The following is a 15,825-nucleotide window of genomic DNA, read 5'->3' on the forward strand; positions in this document are numbered from 1 at the left end:
AAACCAAGTGGCCGTGTGATTTGGATCACGTTGGAGCGACACTCCATCGTGCACATTCGGCCACACAGCAGCGGGTTGAACGCAACGAACTGCCGTTTTGGTGGCGCGAAGTCGGGCACTTCGTGTAGGTTCGTGGCCGATTTGTTGCTGCCTGCAATTCGATTCTGGGGATTTCAGAATGCGCTATCTCACCCTCCTCGCTTCGCTGATGTGCATGGCGCTGTCGATCAGTGCCGCCAAGGCTGACCGCCGCGTCGCCTTCGTCGTCGGCAACGGCTCCTACAAGAACGTCGCGCAATTGCCGAACCCGCCGATCGACGCCAAGGCGATGGCGGCCACGCTGCGCAATGTCGGCTTCGAGGTGATCGAAGGCTCCAATCTCAGCCGCGACCAGATGACTGAGAAGCTGCTCGATTTCGGCCGCAAGGCGCAAGGCTCCGATATCGCGCTGTTCTATTATGCCGGCCACGGCATCGCCGTCAGCGGCACCAATTACCTGCTGCCCGTCGATGCCGACATCAAGTCGGAGATGGACGTCAAGCTGGGCGCCGCCATCAACATCGACCTGACGCTCGAGCAGACCATGGGCGATGCCAAGGTCAAGCTCGTCTTCCTCGACGCCTGCCGCGACAATCCGTTCGCCGCGAAGATCAAGTCGAATTCGGCGACCCGCAGCGTCAACGTCCAGAGCGGCCTCGCCGAGATGAAGTCCGGCGAAGGCACGCTGATCGCGTTCGCCACCGGCCCGGGCCAGACCGCACTCGACGGCCAGGAAGGCAACAACAGCCCGTTCACGCGGGCGTTGATTGACAACATCACCAAGCCCGGCGTCGAGATCCAGCAGGCCATGACGTCGGTGCGCGCTCAGGTCAATGAAGAGACCCGCAAGGGCCAGCTGCCCTGGGGCCACACCAACCTGACCGGCTCCGTCTATCTCAATCAGGCGCCGACCACCCAGGTCGCCGCCGCGGCCCCAACCGCGACCGGCATCGTGCCGGCGGCGACCGGAAGCTCGGACGGTGTCGAGCTCGAATACTGGCGCTCGGTCAAGGAGTCCAACAAGTCCGAGGAGCTCAATGCCTACCTCACCGCCTACCCGAACGGCCAGTTCAAGGCGCTGGCGCTGGCGCGGCTGGCGGCGATCAAGAGCGGCCCCTCGACCGCGACCCGCACGCTCAATGCCGGCGTCGATCCTGCCACCTTCACGGATGAGGCTACCCAAGTGACCGAGGACCAAATCGGTCTCGACAAGAACAAGCGTCGCGACGTGCAGCGTCGACTCACGGCGCTCGGCTTCGACACCAACCAGACCGGCGTATTCAACGACGAAACGCGGTCCGTGCTCAAGCGCTGGCAGACTGCGCGCGGCTATCCCTCGTCGGGTTATCTCAACAAGAACCAGCACAAGGCCCTGCTCTCGGAAATCGTGGCTGCCCCGGCAACGGCGAGCGACGGCAGCCAGAAGCCGGCTCGGCGCGCCGCCACCGCCCCGGCTCAGAGCAGCGCGCCGGCACCGGCTCCCCAGCCACGCAGCAATCCCGGCGATGCTGCCGGTGCGGCCTTCGTCGGCGGCGTCGTCGGCGGCATGATGGGCGGCATGTTCCGCCGCTGAGAGCGAGACGGATCCCAGACGACAGAGGCCCGGCTCGCGCCGGGCTTTTTCTTCGTTTGTGATCCTCATGGTGAGGAGGCGCGAAGCGCCGTCTCGAACCATGAAGGCGCGCCTCGACCAGCGGGGCCTTCATCCTTCGAGACGCTTGCTTCGCAAGCTCCTCAGGATGAGAAGCTACAGCCCATCCGCGACGTCTACTTCCCCGCCACCTTGCGCAGCGCCTCGTTGATGCGATCCTGCCAGCCGGGACCGCCCTCCTGGAAGAACTCCAGCACGTCCTGGTCGATGCGCAGCGTGACCTGCTCCTTGATGCCGGGCACGGCGTTTTGCTTGGGCGGCGCCGTGGCGACCTTGGCCGTCACCTTCTTGAACGCCGCCTCGGCCTCGGTCCTGGCATCGCCCAGCGTGCGCGGCCGTCTCGGTTGATCCGCCATGTCCTAGATTCCCTCAAACAGAGCCGTCGAAAGATACCGCTCGGAGAAGGACGGCACGATCGCCAGGATGGTCTTCCCGGAAGCTTCCGGCCGCTTGCCGATCTCAAGTGCGGCGGCGATCGCGGCGCCCGAGGAGATGCCGCCCGGAATGCCCTCATGCCGCGCCAGCGCGCGCGAGGTCTCGATCGCCGTGGTCGAGTTGATCTTCACGATCTCATCGATCACGGAGCGGTCGAGGATGTCAGGGACGAAGCCGGCACCAATGCCTTGGATCTTGTGCGGAGTATGCTGTCCCCCCGAGAGCACCGGGCTCTCCTCCGGCTCGACCGCGACCACACGCAAGCCCGGCTTGCGCGGCTTGAGCACCTGGCCGACGCCGGTGATCGTGCCGCCGGTGCCGACGCCGGCCACGAAGAAGTCGATGCTGCCGCCGGTGTCGCTCCAGATCTCCTCCGCGGTGGTGCGGCGGTGCACCTCCGGATTGGCGAGGTTCTTGAACTGCTGCGGCATCACCGAATTCGGCGTCGTCTTCAAGAGCTCCTCGGCGGCCGCGATGGCGCCCTTCATGCCCTGCGCCGCCGGCGTCAGCACCAGCTCCGCGCCGAGAAAGGCCAGCATCTTGCGTCGCTCGATCGACATCGATTCCGGCATCACCAGCTTGAGCCGGTAGCCGCGGGAGGCCGCCACGAAGGCGAGCGCAATGCCGGTATTGCCGGAGGTCGGCTCGATCAGCACGGTGTCCGGCTTGACGATGCCCGCCTTCTCCATCGCGATGATCATGGCCGCGCCGATGCGGTCCTTCACGCTCGCGGCAGGATTGAAGTACTCAAGTTTTGCCAAAATGGTCGCGTTCACGTCGTGCATGCCGGGCAGCCGGCGCAAGCGCACGATGGGCGTGTTGCCGAAGGCATCGACGATCGAGTCATAGATCCGGCCACGGCCGGGTTGGTGCGCTGCACCCGTGTTGGACGATACGTCCATGATGAACTCCCTGTGGCGACGATCTGCACGTCTGTCGCGGCCCTGCGCAGTTACGGACAGCTTGCGGCGACACGCAAGCGGCAATGCAGCACATGTTAAATACGCTGCATCGCAAAATCGCGTGAGCTTTAATTAGCAGAAAACCAACTCATTTGTGTTGCGACCTCGTCAACTGATTCTGCTTATGTTAGACTTAGGTCTTAAAGCAGGGAGGTCACCACGATGTCAGCGGTTGCTGAAGTGATGTCGACCGTAGTGCTCAGGCGTGATCCGCGCTGCAGCGAGTTGCCGACCTGTCCGGTCTGCGCCGACTCCATGGTCGCCGCCGAAGCTTCCGCTTACGTCTCGGACCACATCATCAGCTACCTCTGGACTTGCGACAATTGCGGCTACGGCTTCGTGACCAAGCATGCCGTGAAGCGGCGGCTCGTGTGCAACTGAGTTTGGACTGTTGAGCTAGCGCGGGGCGATATCGCCCCTCGCCCAGTCCGCGCGCGTACGCTGATAGAACTCCTCGAAATTTCCTTGCGCGATCGCGTCCCTGATGCCCTGCATCAGGGACTGGTAGTACGCGACATTGATCTCGGACAGCAGCATCGCGCCCAGCGTCTCGCCGGCCTTGACGAGATGATGGAGATAAGCGCGCGCGCAGTTCCGCGTCGACGGCCATGAGCTCTCTTCATCGAGCGGGCGTGGATCGTCGGCATGGCGCGCGTTGCGCAAATTGACCTGGCCGTAGCGCGTGAAGGCGACGCCGTGCCGGCCGTTGCGGGTCGGCATCACGCAATCGAACATGTCGATGCCGCGCTTCACCGCTTCGAGGATGTCGTCGGGCGTGCCGACGCCCATCAGATAGCGTGGCCGCTGCTTCGGCAGCAGCGGCGCGGTCTCGTCGATCATCGCCAGCATGACCGCCTGCGGTTCGCCGACGGCGAGCCCGCCGATCGCATAACCATGGAAGCCGATCCCGACCAGGCCTTGCGCGCTCGCACGGCGCAGCTCGGGCACGTCGCCGCCCTGCACGATGCCGAACAGCATGTAGCCATCCGGGGCGCTCGCGAAGGCGCGCTTGCTTCTCTCCGCCCAGCGCAGCGACAATTGCATCGCGCGCTCGATGTCGGCGCGCTCGGCAGGCAACCGTACGCATTCATCCATCTGCATGGCGATGTCGGAGCCGAGCAAACGCTGCACCTCGATCGACCGCTCCGGCGACAGCTCGACCTTGGCGCCGTCGATGTGCGAGCGGAACGTGACGGCGTGCTCGCTGACCTTGCGCAAATCCGCCAGCGACATCACCTGGAAGCCGCCGGAATCGGTCAACATCGGTCCGTTCCAGCCTGTGAACGTCTGCAGGCCGCCGAGCGCCGCGATCCGCTCGGCGCTTGGACGCAGCATCAGATGGTAGGTGTTGCCGAGCACGATGTCGGCGCCGGCATCGCGCACCTCGCGCCAGTGCATGCCCTTCATGGCACCGGCGGTGCCGACCGGCATGAAGGCCGGGGTCCGCACCACGCCATGCGGGGTGGTCAGGCGCCCGGTGCGCGCGGCCCCGTCGGTGGCGAGCAACTCAAAGTGATTGGGAAGGTCATTGTCGGGATTCATGGCGGTGCTTATTGCGTGTCGGAGCAGGCTGATCAACCCGCCGACCGCGCTTCGGGCCGGTTTGTGCATCAGACTGGACAACGACCCACACAAGGATCGTGTGCCCGCACCCTTGTCAAACGAAACGATACAGTGTAGTTTTTGTCTGGGGGCTGGAACGAGATGCCGCGGCGAACTTGCCGGCGGCGGTAGATGCGTGATCGCCAGCCACCGACAATGCCGTACCCTTCGTGTTCGACCGACGCATCCGTCTCCTCGCGTGACCGGATCAGGCAGACTGGCGTCGGGCTGATCGGATCGGTGGTCCTGATCTGCAGCCTGGCGCTCGGCGCCTGCACCGCCCTGCCCCGCACGCCCTACACGGCCGCTGAAGCCAGCGCCTCGCGCGTGCTGGATATCGACGGCCTCCGGCGCTACGCCGACGAGCCGGCCACCAAGTTCAGCTTGGAGAAAGACAACAGCACTGCGACGAGAACCTATCTGGCGCTGTCCGGCGGCGGCGCTGACGGCGCCTATGGCGTCGGCGTGCTCAACGGCTGGACCGCGGCCCGAACCCGCCCCACCTTCTCGGTCGTCTCGGGCGTCAGCACCGGCGGCCTGATTGCGCCGTTCGCGTTTCTCGGACCGCAATATGACGACACGCTGAAGGAGGTCTACACCAGCGGCATCGCGGAGAGCCTCCTGAACGATCCCAGCATCATGCGCGTGGTGTTCGGATCCGGCCTGTTCGGCAACACGCGGCTGCGCGAGCTCGTTGCACGCTATGTCGGGCCCGAGATCATGGCGCAAGTCGCGCGCGAGCATGCCAAGGGCCGCAGGCTGCTCGTGGTGACGACCGACCTCGACACGCAGCGCACCGCGATCTGGGACATGGGCAGGATTGCCGCGGTCGGAACGCCCGAGGCGCTCAAGCTGTTTCGCGACGTGATGGCGGCCTCCGCCAGCATTCCCCTGGTGTTTCCGCCCATCATGATCGATGCCGAAGGCGGCGGCCGCAAGTTTCAGGAGATGCATGTCGATGGCGGCGTGACCGCGCCGGTGCTGACCTTGCCCGAAGCCCTGCTGTTCCAGAGCGGCCGTCTGCCCGGCAATGCGAAGGTGGACATCTACATCCTCGTCAACAAGAAGATCGAACGCAACTTCGAGCTCGTCTCCAACGGCACCATCGACGTCGCCTCGCGCAGCCTGTCGGCGATCACCCAATCGCAGACGCGCTCGATCATCTTCTCGACCTACGATTTCGCCAAGCGCAACCGGCTGGGCTTCCATCTCTCCTACATCGCGCGCGACTATCCTGCGCCGCCGTCGGAAGGGTTCGACACAACCTATATGCGGGCGCTCTACCAGTACGGATACGAGAAGGCTGCATCCGGCCAGGCCTGGACCTCGACGCTGCCGTGATCCCTCGTGACGGAACGAGGCAATACCGAAACCGTTGACGATATGGCCAATTCGGCCAGATTCGCGTGACGCCTCCGCTCCTGCGCGATATAGAGCGAATGACCGATATCACGACCGCGCAGGAATCATTGGGCATGGGATTGACTGCGACCAAGACAAGACCGGCAGCGCCACGGCGCGAGGTGCCGAAATCGCGTGGTGGCCGGCCGACGAAGACCGCTGCGATCGAGCGCGATCTGCGGCTGATCGAGGTCGCCACCCGCCTGTTCCTTGATCGCGGCTTCGATGCGACCTCGCTCGATGCGGTCGCGGAAGCTGCGCGGGTCAGCAAGCCCACCGTCTATTCCCGCTATGGCGACAAGCGCGGCCTGTTCGCGGCCGTGCTGAGGCGCGAGATCGAGCGCTGGCTTGCGCCGCTGTCGGCGGCGGCGGAGACGCAGCTCTCCAGCGCCTCGAACATCCCGGTCGAGCAGCGGCTGGTCGAGATCGGACGCGAGATGCTGACCTTCACCTGCGGCCCGGATGCCGTCGCCTTCAGCCGCATGATGACGGCGCAGGCCATCAACTTCCCCGACGTCGCCAAGCTCGGCAAGGAGGAAGGCTGGCTCAAGGCCGTCGCCACCACGGCGCGCTTCTTCGACCATCTGGTGGCGCAAGGCGCGCTCGATGTCGATGACACCACCATCGCAGCCGAGGTGTTCCTCGACGTCGTCGTCGGTCACACCCACCGCATGGCGACGTTCGGAACGGCGCTGGAACTGAAGGCTGCCGAGAAGCGCATGCGTGCGGCGATCAAACTGTTCCTGGCCGGCGCGCTGGGGCCTGCCGACCGCGTCCAGGACACCTCGAAACTCGCGCCACGGCGCCGCTCCTCCCGCTGACAATTCCGTGAGCTTGCGTGCTTTCCCCCAGGGGGCGACGGTGCGGCGTCATTGACCGAAATAAAACGATACGGTATGGTTTAGTTATAAGGCGATGCGGACCGCTTTTTTCACCAGCCCCAAAGGAGGCCCGTATCACCCAGATCGCCGCGGCGGGTACAGCCTGCCGCGGCGCTCCGCGGCCGGCCGATGCCCAAGGCCGGCCGCGAATTCTTTACGATCATCCGGCACACTCGCTAGCCCGAGGGTTTCGAGCATGACGACTGCCAAACGATGGACCTCGCACCTGCTTGCGATGGCATTGCCCGCGCTGCTCATCGCCGCGCCGGCACAGGCTGTCGTGACCGCGAGCACGCCGACCGCTTCACAGCGACACAGATGGTGATGCCGAAGCGGACCGCCAGGCAGTCAGCCGCGAAATAGAGCGATTCCGCAGCTCCTCGATCACGATCAGCCAGGCCATGGCGATTGCCGAAGCCCGCCATGCCGGCGCCACCACCGCCGATGTGAGCTTCGATGGCGGCTCGGGCGTGCCGGTCTACCGGGTGAAGACACTGCACAACGACCGGATCTGGCGCCACACCATCAATGCTTCGCCGGCGAACTGGTCGGCGGGGAAGCGGCCCTACCCCTCACCGAGCTCGACCGCGAGGACCGCAGCAACCTCGCAGCGCTGGGTGCGATCAGGCACCGCCTCTCCGATGCCGTGCGCGTCGCCGAGCGTGCCGCTGCGGGCAAGGCCATCAGCGGCGGGCTGGTCCGCGAACGCGGCCGGCTGAACTTCTCGATCGTCGTCGTCAGCGGCGACGACCTCAAGGAGGTCACCCTGGAGCCGCCGGGCGCCAAGGGGAAATAGCGGGTGCCAAATAGCGGCAGGCTGCCCCCGGCATCGGCCGGGCCGAAAAGCCATTGACGGCCGCAAGACTCTCCCGCATAAGTCGCGGCCATGTTCACGACCACCAAACGCACGACCAAAACCACCACGGCCGAAGGGGCCCGGGGAGGCGTGCGCGCGTAGGTCGTCGACTTAAACGCATCAGCTTTACTGCAAGCCCCGCCCTTGATGGTCCGGGGCTTTTTTGTTGTCTAAATTCTCAATGGAACGGAGGACAAAGTGAGTAACGATCCCGTCGTCGCGATTGTCGGCGTCACCGGTGCGGTGGGCGCCGAATTCATCGCCACCATGGACAAGCGCGGCTTTCGCGTCGGCAAGCTCAAGGCGCTGGCGAGCGCCCGCTCGGCCGGCAAGACGGTGTCGTTCCGCGGGCAGAGCGTGGTCATCGAGGAGTTGACCGAGCGCTCCTTCGACGGCGTCGACATCGCCCTGTTCTCCGCCGGCGGCAGCATCTCCAGGAAGTTCGCACCCATCGCGGTCAAGGCCGGTGCCGTCGTGGTCGACAACTCCTCTGCCTTCCGCATGGACCCGAACGTGCCGCTGGTGATCCCCGAGATCAACGCGCGCCGCATCCGCGACCACAAGGGCATCATCGCCAACCCGAACTGCGCCGCGATCACCGCGCTGGTGCCGCTGTGGCCGATCCACCAGAAGAACCGCATCAAGCGCGTGATCATCTCGACCTATCAGGCGGCCAGCGGCGCCGGCGCCGCCGCGATGGAGGAGCTCGTCGAATCCACCCGCGCCAACCTCAACGGGCAGGTCTATACGCCGAAGGTGATGCCGCACCCCTACGCCTTCAACCTGTTCAACCACAACACCGCCATCGACCCCGAGACCGGCTACAACGACGAAGAGACCAAGGTCATCAAGGAGACCCGCAAGATCTTCGAGGACGACAGCATCGCCGTCGGCGTCACCTGCGTGCGCGTGCCGGTGCTGCGCGCCCATTGCGAAGCCATCACCTTCGAATGCGAGAAGCCGATCAGCGAGGACCAAGTCCGTGCCATCATGGCCCAGGCGCCCGGCGTCAAGGTGGTCGACGACCGCGCCAAGAACTACTTCCCGATGCCGATCGACGCCTCGGGCCAGGACGACGTCCTGGTCGGTCGCATCCGCAAGGATCTCAGCGATCCCACCGGCCATTCGATCTCGATGTTCGTGGCAGCCGACCAGCTGCTCAAGGGCGCGGCGCTGAATGCGGTGCAGATCGCGGAGCTCCTGCCGCAGCGGGTGATGGCGTAACGGGAGGTGCGTAGGGTGGGTTAGCCTAGCGGATGCGCGAAGCGCGGCCGCTGGGCGTAACCCACCTCTTTCATATCCGCGGAAACAGAAGCGGTGGATTACGCCTGACGGCTAATCCACCCTACGGGACCGCTCGAAACAGCAAACACGCATCGCCATACGAATAGAAGCGATAGCCCTGCGCGATCGCGTGCGCATAGGCCTGCTTCATCGTCGCGAGCCCGGAGAAGGCCGACACCAGCATAAACAGCGTCGATTTCGGCAAATGGAAATTCGTCATCAGAATATCGACTGCGCGGAAGCGATAGCCGGGGGTGATGAAGATCGACGTTTCGGCGGCGAACGGCTGGATTGTGCCGTCCTCGCTCGCGGCGCTTTCGAGCAGCCGCAATGACGTGGTGCCGACCGCAACGATGCGGCCGCCATTCTTCCGCGCGCCGTTGAGCCGCTCCGCCGTTGCGGCCGAAATCGTGCCCCACTCGGCGTGCATCTTGTGGACTTCGGTGTCGTCGACCTTCACCGGCAGGAACGTCCCTGCCCCGACATGCAGCGTCACGCGGTTGAGGCCGACGCCGCGGGCGTGCAGCGCCTGCTCCAGCGCGGGCGTAAAATGCAGGCCTGCAGTCGGCGCTGCAACCGCCCCTTCGTTCGCCGCGAACATGGTCTGGTAATCGGCAAGATCCTGATCGTCTGGCGTGCGCTTGGAGGCGATGTAGGGCGGCAGCGGCAGGCTGCCGAGATCGGCGATGGCCTGGTCCAGCGCCGGGCCATGGAACGAGAACGACAGCGTCACCTCGCCCTCGGTGCCCTTGGCCTCGACCTCGGCGTCGAGATGGCCGAGCAGGCAGACCTTGCCTTCGTTGCCGAAGCGGATGCGGTCGCCGGGGGCGAGCTTCTTGGCCGGCTTCACCAGCGCCTGCCAGCGCGAGCCGTCGAGACGCTTGATCAGTGTCGCCTCGATCTTCGGCTCTGTGTCCCGGCCGATGCGGCGGCCCTTCAATTGCGCCGCAATCACCTTGGTGTCGTTGACGACGAGTTGGTCGCCCGGCCTCAGCCATTGCGGCAGGTCGGAAATGATCTGGTCGCGCAGCGCGCCATTCTCGACGACCAGCATCCTCGCGGAATCGCGCGGGCTCGCCGGGCGCAGCGCGATGCGCTCGGGCGGCAGATCGAAATCGAAGAGATCGGTGCGCATGAGCAGGCTTGGCGCGACACAGCCAGACCCTCACGGTGAGGAGGCGCTTAGCGCCGTCTCGAACCATGAAGGCCGGGTTGCAGCAGTGGGGCCTTCATCCTTCGAGACGCGCGTTCCGCGCTCCTCAGGATGAGGATCGAGTGACTATTCCTTGTCCGCGGCCATCCGCGCCTTGACGATCTTGTCAGGGTTCTGCACCGGCTCGCCGCGCTTGATCTTGTCGACGTTCTCCATGCCCTCGGTGACCTTGCCCCACACCGTGTACTGGTTGTCGAGGAAGCGGGCGTCGTCGAAGCAGATGAAGAACTGGCTGTCGCCGGAATCGGGATTGGCGGCGCGGGCCATCGAGGCGGTGCCGCGCACATGCGGCTCCTTGTTGAACTCGGCCTTCAGCTTCTTGCCGGAGCCGCCGGTGCCGGTGCCGTGCGGGCAGCCGGTCTGCGCCATGAAGCCCTCGATCACGCGGTGAAACACGATGCCGTCGTAGAAGCCCTCGCGCACCAGCTCCTTGATGCGCGCGACGTGGTTCGGCGCGAGATCGGGCCGCATCTCGATGGTGACGGGGCCCTGCGTGGTCTCGAGGATCAGGGTGTTTTCGGTGACGCTCATGCTCGTCTCTCTTGCGTTGGGGGTGAAGTTTTGTCGGGTGACGTCTTGCGGCTGCGGAACGGGATCGCGAATGGACGTCCCGCGGCGGCGCCGGCCATTGCATCGGTAAATGGCACCGGCGTGCAGCGTTGCAACGCCTCCATCACCGCGATCCGGTATTGCAGCCGGTCATTGTCAGAGGCCTCCGCGGATTCATAGGTAATCCTCGGATGGCCCAGAATGTTTCCGGCCCGGTTAAAGCTCACCAGGACGGTGATGTCGAGTGGGCGGGCCCTCGCCGGCGATGGTGGTCGCCAGCAGGTGCGCAGGTGCCGGAAGATGTCCTGGATCGTGTCGACCTGGGCGGCCTCCACGGCCGCACGGGAGGTGGCGAGCAACAGCACCGCGGCAACCAGCACGAGCCTGCCACCGCGCCACGCCATGGCCCGCCTATTTCATGTCGGAGGCGACCTGCACCTTCACCATCTTGTCGGGATCGGTGACGGAGCCGCCGGGCGAGCCGGGAGGCGCCTTCTTCAGCTTGTCGACGACGTCCATGCCCTGCACCACCTCGCCGATCACGGTGTACTGGCCGTCGAGGCTGCCGCCGTCGGCGAACATGATGAAGAACTGCGAGTTGGCGCTGTCGACGCTGTCGCCGCGTCGGGCCATGCCGACGATGCCGCGGGCAAAATGCACCTTGGAGAATTCCTGCTTCAGGTTCGGGTATTTCGAGCCGCCGGTGCCGTTGCCGTTCTGGCCGTCGCCGGTCTGCGCCATGAAGCCGTCCATGACGCGGTGGAACGGCACGTTGTTGTAGAAGCCTTCGCGCGCGAGCTGCTTGATGCGCTCGGCATGCTGCGGCGCGATGTCGGTCCTGAGCTTGATGACGATGCGGCCCTTGGTGCTGTCGATGACGATGGCGTTGGCCTTGTCGAGATTTGCCGGCAATTGCTGCGCCACCGCCGGCGCCGCGAACAGAAGCGCGGCAAGAACTGCGAGAATTCGGATCATGACAACTCCGGATCAGAGAGAAGAGGAAGCGCGCCGTTTTCAGGCGAATTTGGCCTTGAGCTGTGCCGCGACCTGCGGCGGGACGAAGGCCGAGACGTCCCCGCCCATGCCGGCGATCTGGCGCACCAAAGTGGCGGTGATCGGGCGGACCATGGGAGAGGCCGGCAGGAAGACCGTATGCACCTCGGGCGCCATGGCCTCGTTCATGCCGGCAAGCTGCATCTCGTAATCGAGGTCGGTGCCGTCGCGCAGGCCCCGGATCATGATGGTCGCGCCGTGCTTGCGCGCCGCGGTGACCGACAGATCGTCGAACGTCGTCGCCTCCAGCACGCAGCCGGCCTGCGCCGCGATCGGACCGCAGACGTCCTCGAGCATCTTGAGGCGCTCCTCGGTCGAGAACAGCGGCTTCTTGCCGGGATGCACCCCGATCGCGACCACGAGCCTGTCGCACAGGGCAACGCTGTGCCGGACCACGTCCAGGTGGCCGTTGGTGATGGGGTCGAAGGAACCCGGGTAGAAGGCGATGCGCGACATAGCCCTCGTCCTACCTCGCCCGGCCCGGGCCGGCAAGCCGGGCAGGTTCCTTGTCCGTTTCGGGGTCCAGCCCTCCAAAAATGTCCCGCCGGGCGTCGGCGACAGCCGGTTTGTTTCGTCCTCGGGGCGGCCACGAAACAAAACGGAGCGCGAACGAAACCATTTCCGGCGACCGCGAAGACGTCCGGAAACTGGCCATGGTTACTAATCCGGCCAACGAATGACGGGCCGCGTACTGGGCGTAGGCGGCCGCATCACAGGGGACTGTCATGATCAAGACCATTTCAGCGATCGCTCTGTCTGCGTGTGTTGCCGCGGCCCTCACCCTCCTGCCCGGCTTTGCCCCGACCGTCGAAGCCAGCGTGCCGCAGCCGCTGGCCAAGAGCGACCGCCTCGACATCCGCAGCATCGGCCGTGATTGCTCGCAGCAGGCCTGGCCGAACTTCGAAGCGTCCTGCCTGCGTAGCGCCGGCACCAAGGCCAACGTCCGCGAGGCCCGCCTCGTGACCGCCAACCGCACGCCGTAATCGGATCTGTCAGGTTCGCGTCGGGCGGGTCCCTCAAGACCTCAGGAATATTTGTGAAGTCTCGTCGCAGACTACGCGACGCTCGCGCCCGTCGGAATGGCCCGACGGGCGCGATCTCGTTCAGGGGGCACTATCGGCTGCGAGGAACGGCGAGTGGATGAGTCCCGATTCGCCAGCCTCTATTCCCCGTTCGCTCCATTCCCGTTCTCGGCCTCTTCCGTGATGTGCTCGACTGACACCACGTGCTCGTCCTCGGCGGTGTCGAACACGATCACGCCTTGCGTCGAGCGGCCGGCGATGCGGATGCCTTCGACCGGGCAGCGGATCAGCTGGCCCTTGTCGGTGACCAGCATGATTTGATCCGCCTCCTCCACGGGGAACGAGGCGACGAGATTGCCGTTGCGGTTGTTGACGCTCATAGCGACGATGCCTTTGCCGCCGCGGCCGGTGGTGCGGTACTCGTAGGACGAGGTCCGCTTGCCGTAGCCGTTGACGGAGACGGTCAGCACGACCTGCTCCTGCGCCGACATCTCGACATAGCGCTCCTGCGGGAGCTGGAAGCTGCCCGAGGTCTCTTCGGCCTCGGCATCGGCCGGCGCCTCGTCTGCGGCGGCTTCGCCCGCCACCGCGCGGCGCATCTTCAAATAGGCCGAGCGCTCGTCCGAGGTGGTGTCGACGTGGCGCAGGATCGCCAGCGAAATCACCTTGTCGCCTTCGCCGAGCGCGATGCCGCGCACGCCCATCGAGGTGCGCCCGGTGAATACGCGCACGTCGGTGACGGGGAAGCGGATGCACTGGCCGCCGGCAGCGGTCAGCAGCACGTCGTCGCGCTCGGTGCAGATCTGCACGTCGACGATCGCCTCGTTGTCGTCGAGCTTCATGGCGATGATGCCGGAGCGGCGGACGTCGACGAAGTCGGACAGCTTGTTGCGCCGGACGTTGCCGCCCGTGGTCGCGAACATCACGTCGAGCTGGCCCCAGGTCGATTCATCCTCCGGCAGCGGCATGATGGTGGTGATGCGCTCGCCCTGCTCCAGCGGCAGGATGTTGATCATGGCCTTGCCGCGCGCGTTCGGCGCGGCCATCGGCAGCCGCCAGACCTTTTCCTTGTAGACCTGGCCGCGCGAGGAGAAGAACAGCACCGGAGTATGGGTCGAGGCGACGAAGAGCCGGCTGACGAAATCCTCGTCGCGGGTCTGCATGCCGGAGCGGCCCTTGCCGCCGCGGCGCTGGGCGCGATAGGCCGACAGCGGAACGCGCTTGACGTAGCCCGCATGCGAGACGGTGACGACCATGTCCTCGCGCTGGATCAGGTCCTCGTCCTCGACCTCGCCCTCCTGCTCCATGATCACGGTGCGGCGCGGCGTTGCGAACTCGGCCTTCACCTCGGCAAGCTCGGTCTTGATGATGTCCAGGATGCGCGCGCGTGAGCGCAGGATCGCGAGATAGTCGCCGATCTCCCCGGCGAGCTTCGACAGCTCGCCGCCAATTTCGTCGCGGCCGAGCGCGGTAAGACGTGCGAGACGCAATTCGAGGATCGCCCTCGCCTGCTCCAGCGACAGGCGGATCGTGCCGTCCTCGTTGATCCGGTGACGCGGGTCATCGATCAGCGTGATGATGTCCTCGACGTCGCGCGCGGGCCAATCGCGCGTCATCAGGGTGTCACGGGCCGCCGCCGGTGTCGGCGAGGTGCGGATCACCTTGATGATCTCGTCGATGTTGGCGACCGCGATGGCGAGGCCGACCTGCTCATGGGCGCGCTCACGCGCCTTGCGCAGCTTGTACTTGGTGCGCCGGGTAACGACCTGCTCGCGGAAGCCGACGAAGATCGTCAACATATCCTTCAAGTTCATCGTCTGCGGACGCCCGGAATCGAGCGCAACCGCGTTGACGCCGAAGCTCGTCTGCAGCGGGGTGAACTTGTAGAGCTGGTTCAGTACCACGTCGGGCACGGCGTCGCGCTTGAGCTCGACGACGACGCGATAGCCCTCGCGGTCGGACTCGTCGCGCAGGTCGGAGATGCCCTCGATCTTCTTTTCCTTGTAGAGCTCGGCGATGCGCTCGACCATCGTCGCCTTGTTCACCTGATACGGAATCTCGGTGATGACGATCGCCTCTCGATCCTTGCGAATGGTCTCGAACGTGACCTTGCCGCGCATCACGATGGAGCCGCGGCCGAGATGGTAGGCGCTGCGGATGCCCTGGCGTCCAAGGATGATGCCGCCAGTCGGGAAATCCGGGCCGGGAATGATGTTGATGAGCTCGTCGATGGTCAGCGAGGGATTGTCGATCAGCGCAATACAGGCGTCGATCACCTCGCCGAGATTGTGCGGCGGGATGTTGGTCGCCATGCCGACGGCAATGCCGCCCGCGCCGTTGACCAGCAGGTTCGGGAACCGCGCCGGCAGGACCACCGGCTCCTTCTCGGAACCGTCGTAATTGTCCTGGAAGTCGACGGTGTCGCTGTCGATGTCCTCGAGCAGCTTCAGCGCGATCTTGGTCAGGCGGGACTCGGTGTAGCGCATGGCCGCCGCCGGGTCGCCGTCGACCGAGCCGAAATTGCCCTGCCCGTCCACCAGCAACTCGCGCATCGAGAAGTCCTGCGCCATGCGCACCAGCGCGTCGTAGATCGCCTGGTCGCCATGAGGGTGGTATTTACCCATGACGTCACCGACGATACCGGCGGACTTCTTGTGCTTCTTGTCGGGCGTGAAGCCCTGCTCGTTCATCGAGAACAGGATGCGCCGATGCACCGGCTTCAGGCCGTCGCGCGCATCGGGCAGCGCGCGCGACACGATCACGCTCATGGCGTAATCGAGGTAGGACTTCTTCATCTCGTCGAGGATGGAGACGGGGCGAATGTCCGAGGGTTGCGCCGGCTGGTCGCCGGGCTTGTTATCGTCGTCAGCCAAGGGG

The 15,825-nt window shown here is 65.3% G+C and carries 16 protein-coding genes and 1 pseudogene; 8 read left to right on the forward strand and 9 right to left on the reverse strand.

The features are described 5' to 3' along the window. The first annotated feature begins 178 nt into the window (after positions 1–178). Entirely contained in the window at positions 179–1,612 is a 1,434-nt protein-coding gene (locus tag I6F17_RS17340; protein ID WP_225129327.1) for a caspase family protein, read from the forward strand. 194 nt (positions 1,613–1,806) lie between these two features. Here the strand turns inward: I6F17_RS17340 and I6F17_RS17345 are convergent, their stop codons facing one another. Both I6F17_RS17345 and cysK read right to left on the reverse strand, forming a co-directional pair. Then, positions 1,807–2,046: a BrnA antitoxin family protein gene (locus I6F17_RS17345; protein WP_036012607.1), complete on the reverse strand. Its 240-nt coding sequence runs from the start codon at positions 2,044–2,046 to the stop codon at positions 1,807–1,809. 3 nt (positions 2,047–2,049) lie between these two features. After that, a complete protein-coding gene (cysK, locus tag I6F17_RS17350; RefSeq protein ID WP_225129325.1) occupies positions 2,050–3,027 on the reverse strand; it encodes a cysteine synthase A in 978 nt (325 codons plus the stop codon). A gap of 222 nt (positions 3,028–3,249) precedes the next feature. Here cysK and I6F17_RS17355 point away from each other — a divergent pair, with 222 nt between their 5' ends. After that, positions 3,250–3,468, forward strand: a complete 219-nt coding sequence (locus I6F17_RS17355; protein WP_036012613.1) for a hypothetical protein — start codon at positions 3,250–3,252, stop codon at positions 3,466–3,468. Between the two features lie 15 nt (positions 3,469–3,483). Here the strand turns inward: I6F17_RS17355 and tgt are convergent, their stop codons facing one another. Further along, positions 3,484–4,629: a tRNA guanosine(34) transglycosylase Tgt gene (gene tgt, locus I6F17_RS17360; RefSeq protein ID WP_225129323.1), complete on the reverse strand. Its 1,146-nt coding sequence runs from the start codon at positions 4,627–4,629 to the stop codon at positions 3,484–3,486. Between the two features lie 216 nt (positions 4,630–4,845). Here tgt and I6F17_RS17365 point away from each other — a divergent pair, with 216 nt between their 5' ends. The 5 genes and pseudogenes from I6F17_RS17365 (at position 4,846) to I6F17_RS17385 (ending at position 9,051) form a co-directional block, all read left to right on the forward strand. Continuing rightward, positions 4,846–6,030, forward strand: coding sequence for a patatin-like phospholipase family protein (locus I6F17_RS17365; protein WP_225129321.1), 1,185 nt, complete (start codon positions 4,846–4,848; stop codon positions 6,028–6,030). Positions 6,031–6,164: 134 nt separating this feature from the next. After that, positions 6,165–6,911, forward strand: a complete 747-nt coding sequence (locus I6F17_RS17370; RefSeq protein ID WP_225129361.1) for a TetR/AcrR family transcriptional regulator — start codon at positions 6,165–6,167, stop codon at positions 6,909–6,911. Between the two features lie 461 nt (positions 6,912–7,372). Beyond that, positions 7,373–7,444: pseudogene (locus tag I6F17_RS37950) on the forward strand (peptidase); the annotation flags it as partial. A gap of 173 nt (positions 7,445–7,617) precedes the next feature. Then, positions 7,618–7,767, forward strand: coding sequence for a hypothetical protein (locus tag I6F17_RS17380; protein WP_225129319.1), 150 nt, complete (start codon positions 7,618–7,620; stop codon positions 7,765–7,767). 258 nt (positions 7,768–8,025) lie between these two features. Beyond that, the gene (locus I6F17_RS17385; protein WP_225129316.1) at positions 8,026–9,051 is read left to right on the forward strand and encodes an aspartate-semialdehyde dehydrogenase; all 1,026 of its coding nucleotides are present in this window, start codon (positions 8,026–8,028) and stop codon (positions 9,049–9,051) included. Positions 9,052–9,172: 121 nt separating this feature from the next. Here the strand turns inward: I6F17_RS17385 and queA are convergent, their stop codons facing one another. From queA to coaD, 5 genes are all read right to left on the reverse strand, one after another. Continuing rightward, complete coding sequence (gene queA, locus I6F17_RS17390; protein WP_225129314.1) at positions 9,173–10,246, reverse strand: tRNA preQ1(34) S-adenosylmethionine ribosyltransferase-isomerase QueA; 1,074 nt, start codon at positions 10,244–10,246, stop codon at positions 9,173–9,175. 144 nt (positions 10,247–10,390) lie between these two features. Further along, positions 10,391–10,855, reverse strand: coding sequence for a peptidylprolyl isomerase (locus I6F17_RS17395; protein ID WP_128261588.1), 465 nt, complete (start codon positions 10,853–10,855; stop codon positions 10,391–10,393). Beyond that, positions 10,852–11,277 (reverse strand): hypothetical protein, encoded by a 426-nt coding sequence (locus I6F17_RS17400; RefSeq protein WP_036044189.1) that lies wholly within the window; start codon positions 11,275–11,277, stop codon positions 10,852–10,854. Before I6F17_RS17400 ends, I6F17_RS17395 begins: the two co-directional genes overlap by 4 nt. A gap of 7 nt (positions 11,278–11,284) precedes the next feature. Further along, complete coding sequence (locus I6F17_RS17405) at positions 11,285–11,848, reverse strand: peptidylprolyl isomerase (RefSeq protein ID WP_225129312.1); 564 nt, start codon at positions 11,846–11,848, stop codon at positions 11,285–11,287. Between the two features lie 39 nt (positions 11,849–11,887). Beyond that, positions 11,888–12,382, reverse strand: a complete 495-nt coding sequence (coaD, locus tag I6F17_RS17410; RefSeq protein WP_225129310.1) for a pantetheine-phosphate adenylyltransferase — start codon at positions 12,380–12,382, stop codon at positions 11,888–11,890. Positions 12,383–12,651: 269 nt separating this feature from the next. Between coaD and I6F17_RS17415 the strand changes: the two genes are divergently transcribed. After that, complete coding sequence (locus I6F17_RS17415) at positions 12,652–12,909, forward strand: hypothetical protein (RefSeq protein WP_036044191.1); 258 nt, start codon at positions 12,652–12,654, stop codon at positions 12,907–12,909. A gap of 179 nt (positions 12,910–13,088) precedes the next feature. On the opposite strand, the gene gyrA is transcribed toward I6F17_RS17415, so the two are convergent. After that, positions 13,089–15,821, reverse strand: coding sequence for a DNA gyrase subunit A (gene gyrA, locus I6F17_RS17420; RefSeq protein WP_225129308.1), 2,733 nt, complete (start codon positions 15,819–15,821; stop codon positions 13,089–13,091). Positions 15,822–15,825 lie beyond the last annotated feature (4 nt).

This window comes from Bradyrhizobium sp. NBAIM18 (genome assembly GCF_020193825.1).
In the GTDB taxonomy this organism is placed as follows: Bacteria; Pseudomonadota; Alphaproteobacteria; order Rhizobiales; family Xanthobacteraceae; genus Bradyrhizobium; species Bradyrhizobium yuanmingense.

Coding starts and splice junctions, on each gene's coding strand:
- I6F17_RS17395 (WP_128261588.1), bottom strand. CDS start 10,855: ATGAGCGTCACCGAAAACACCCTGATCCTCGAGACCACGCAGGGCCCC.
- queA (WP_225129314.1), bottom strand. CDS start 10,246: ATGCGCACCGATCTCTTCGATTTCGATCTGCCGCCCGAGCGCATCGCG.
- I6F17_RS17400 (WP_036044189.1), bottom strand. CDS start 11,277: ATGGCGTGGCGCGGTGGCAGGCTCGTGCTGGTTGCCGCGGTGCTGTTG.
- I6F17_RS17405 (WP_225129312.1), bottom strand. CDS start 11,848: ATGATCCGAATTCTCGCAGTTCTTGCCGCGCTTCTGTTCGCGGCGCCG.
- I6F17_RS17415 (WP_036044191.1), top strand. CDS start 12,652: ATGATCAAGACCATTTCAGCGATCGCTCTGTCTGCGTGTGTTGCCGCG.
- I6F17_RS17355 (WP_036012613.1), top strand. CDS start 3,250: ATGTCAGCGGTTGCTGAAGTGATGTCGACCGTAGTGCTCAGGCGTGAT.
- I6F17_RS17370 (WP_225129361.1), top strand. CDS start 6,165: ATGGGATTGACTGCGACCAAGACAAGACCGGCAGCGCCACGGCGCGAG.
- I6F17_RS17345 (WP_036012607.1), bottom strand. CDS start 2,046: ATGGCGGATCAACCGAGACGGCCGCGCACGCTGGGCGATGCCAGGACC.
- cysK (WP_225129325.1), bottom strand. CDS start 3,027: ATGGACGTATCGTCCAACACGGGTGCAGCGCACCAACCCGGCCGTGGC.
- tgt (WP_225129323.1), bottom strand. CDS start 4,629: ATGAATCCCGACAATGACCTTCCCAATCACTTTGAGTTGCTCGCCACC.
- I6F17_RS17365 (WP_225129321.1), top strand. CDS start 4,846: ATGCCGTACCCTTCGTGTTCGACCGACGCATCCGTCTCCTCGCGTGAC.
- coaD (WP_225129310.1), bottom strand. CDS start 12,382: ATGTCGCGCATCGCCTTCTACCCGGGTTCCTTCGACCCCATCACCAAC.
- I6F17_RS17340 (WP_225129327.1), top strand. CDS start 179: ATGCGCTATCTCACCCTCCTCGCTTCGCTGATGTGCATGGCGCTGTCG.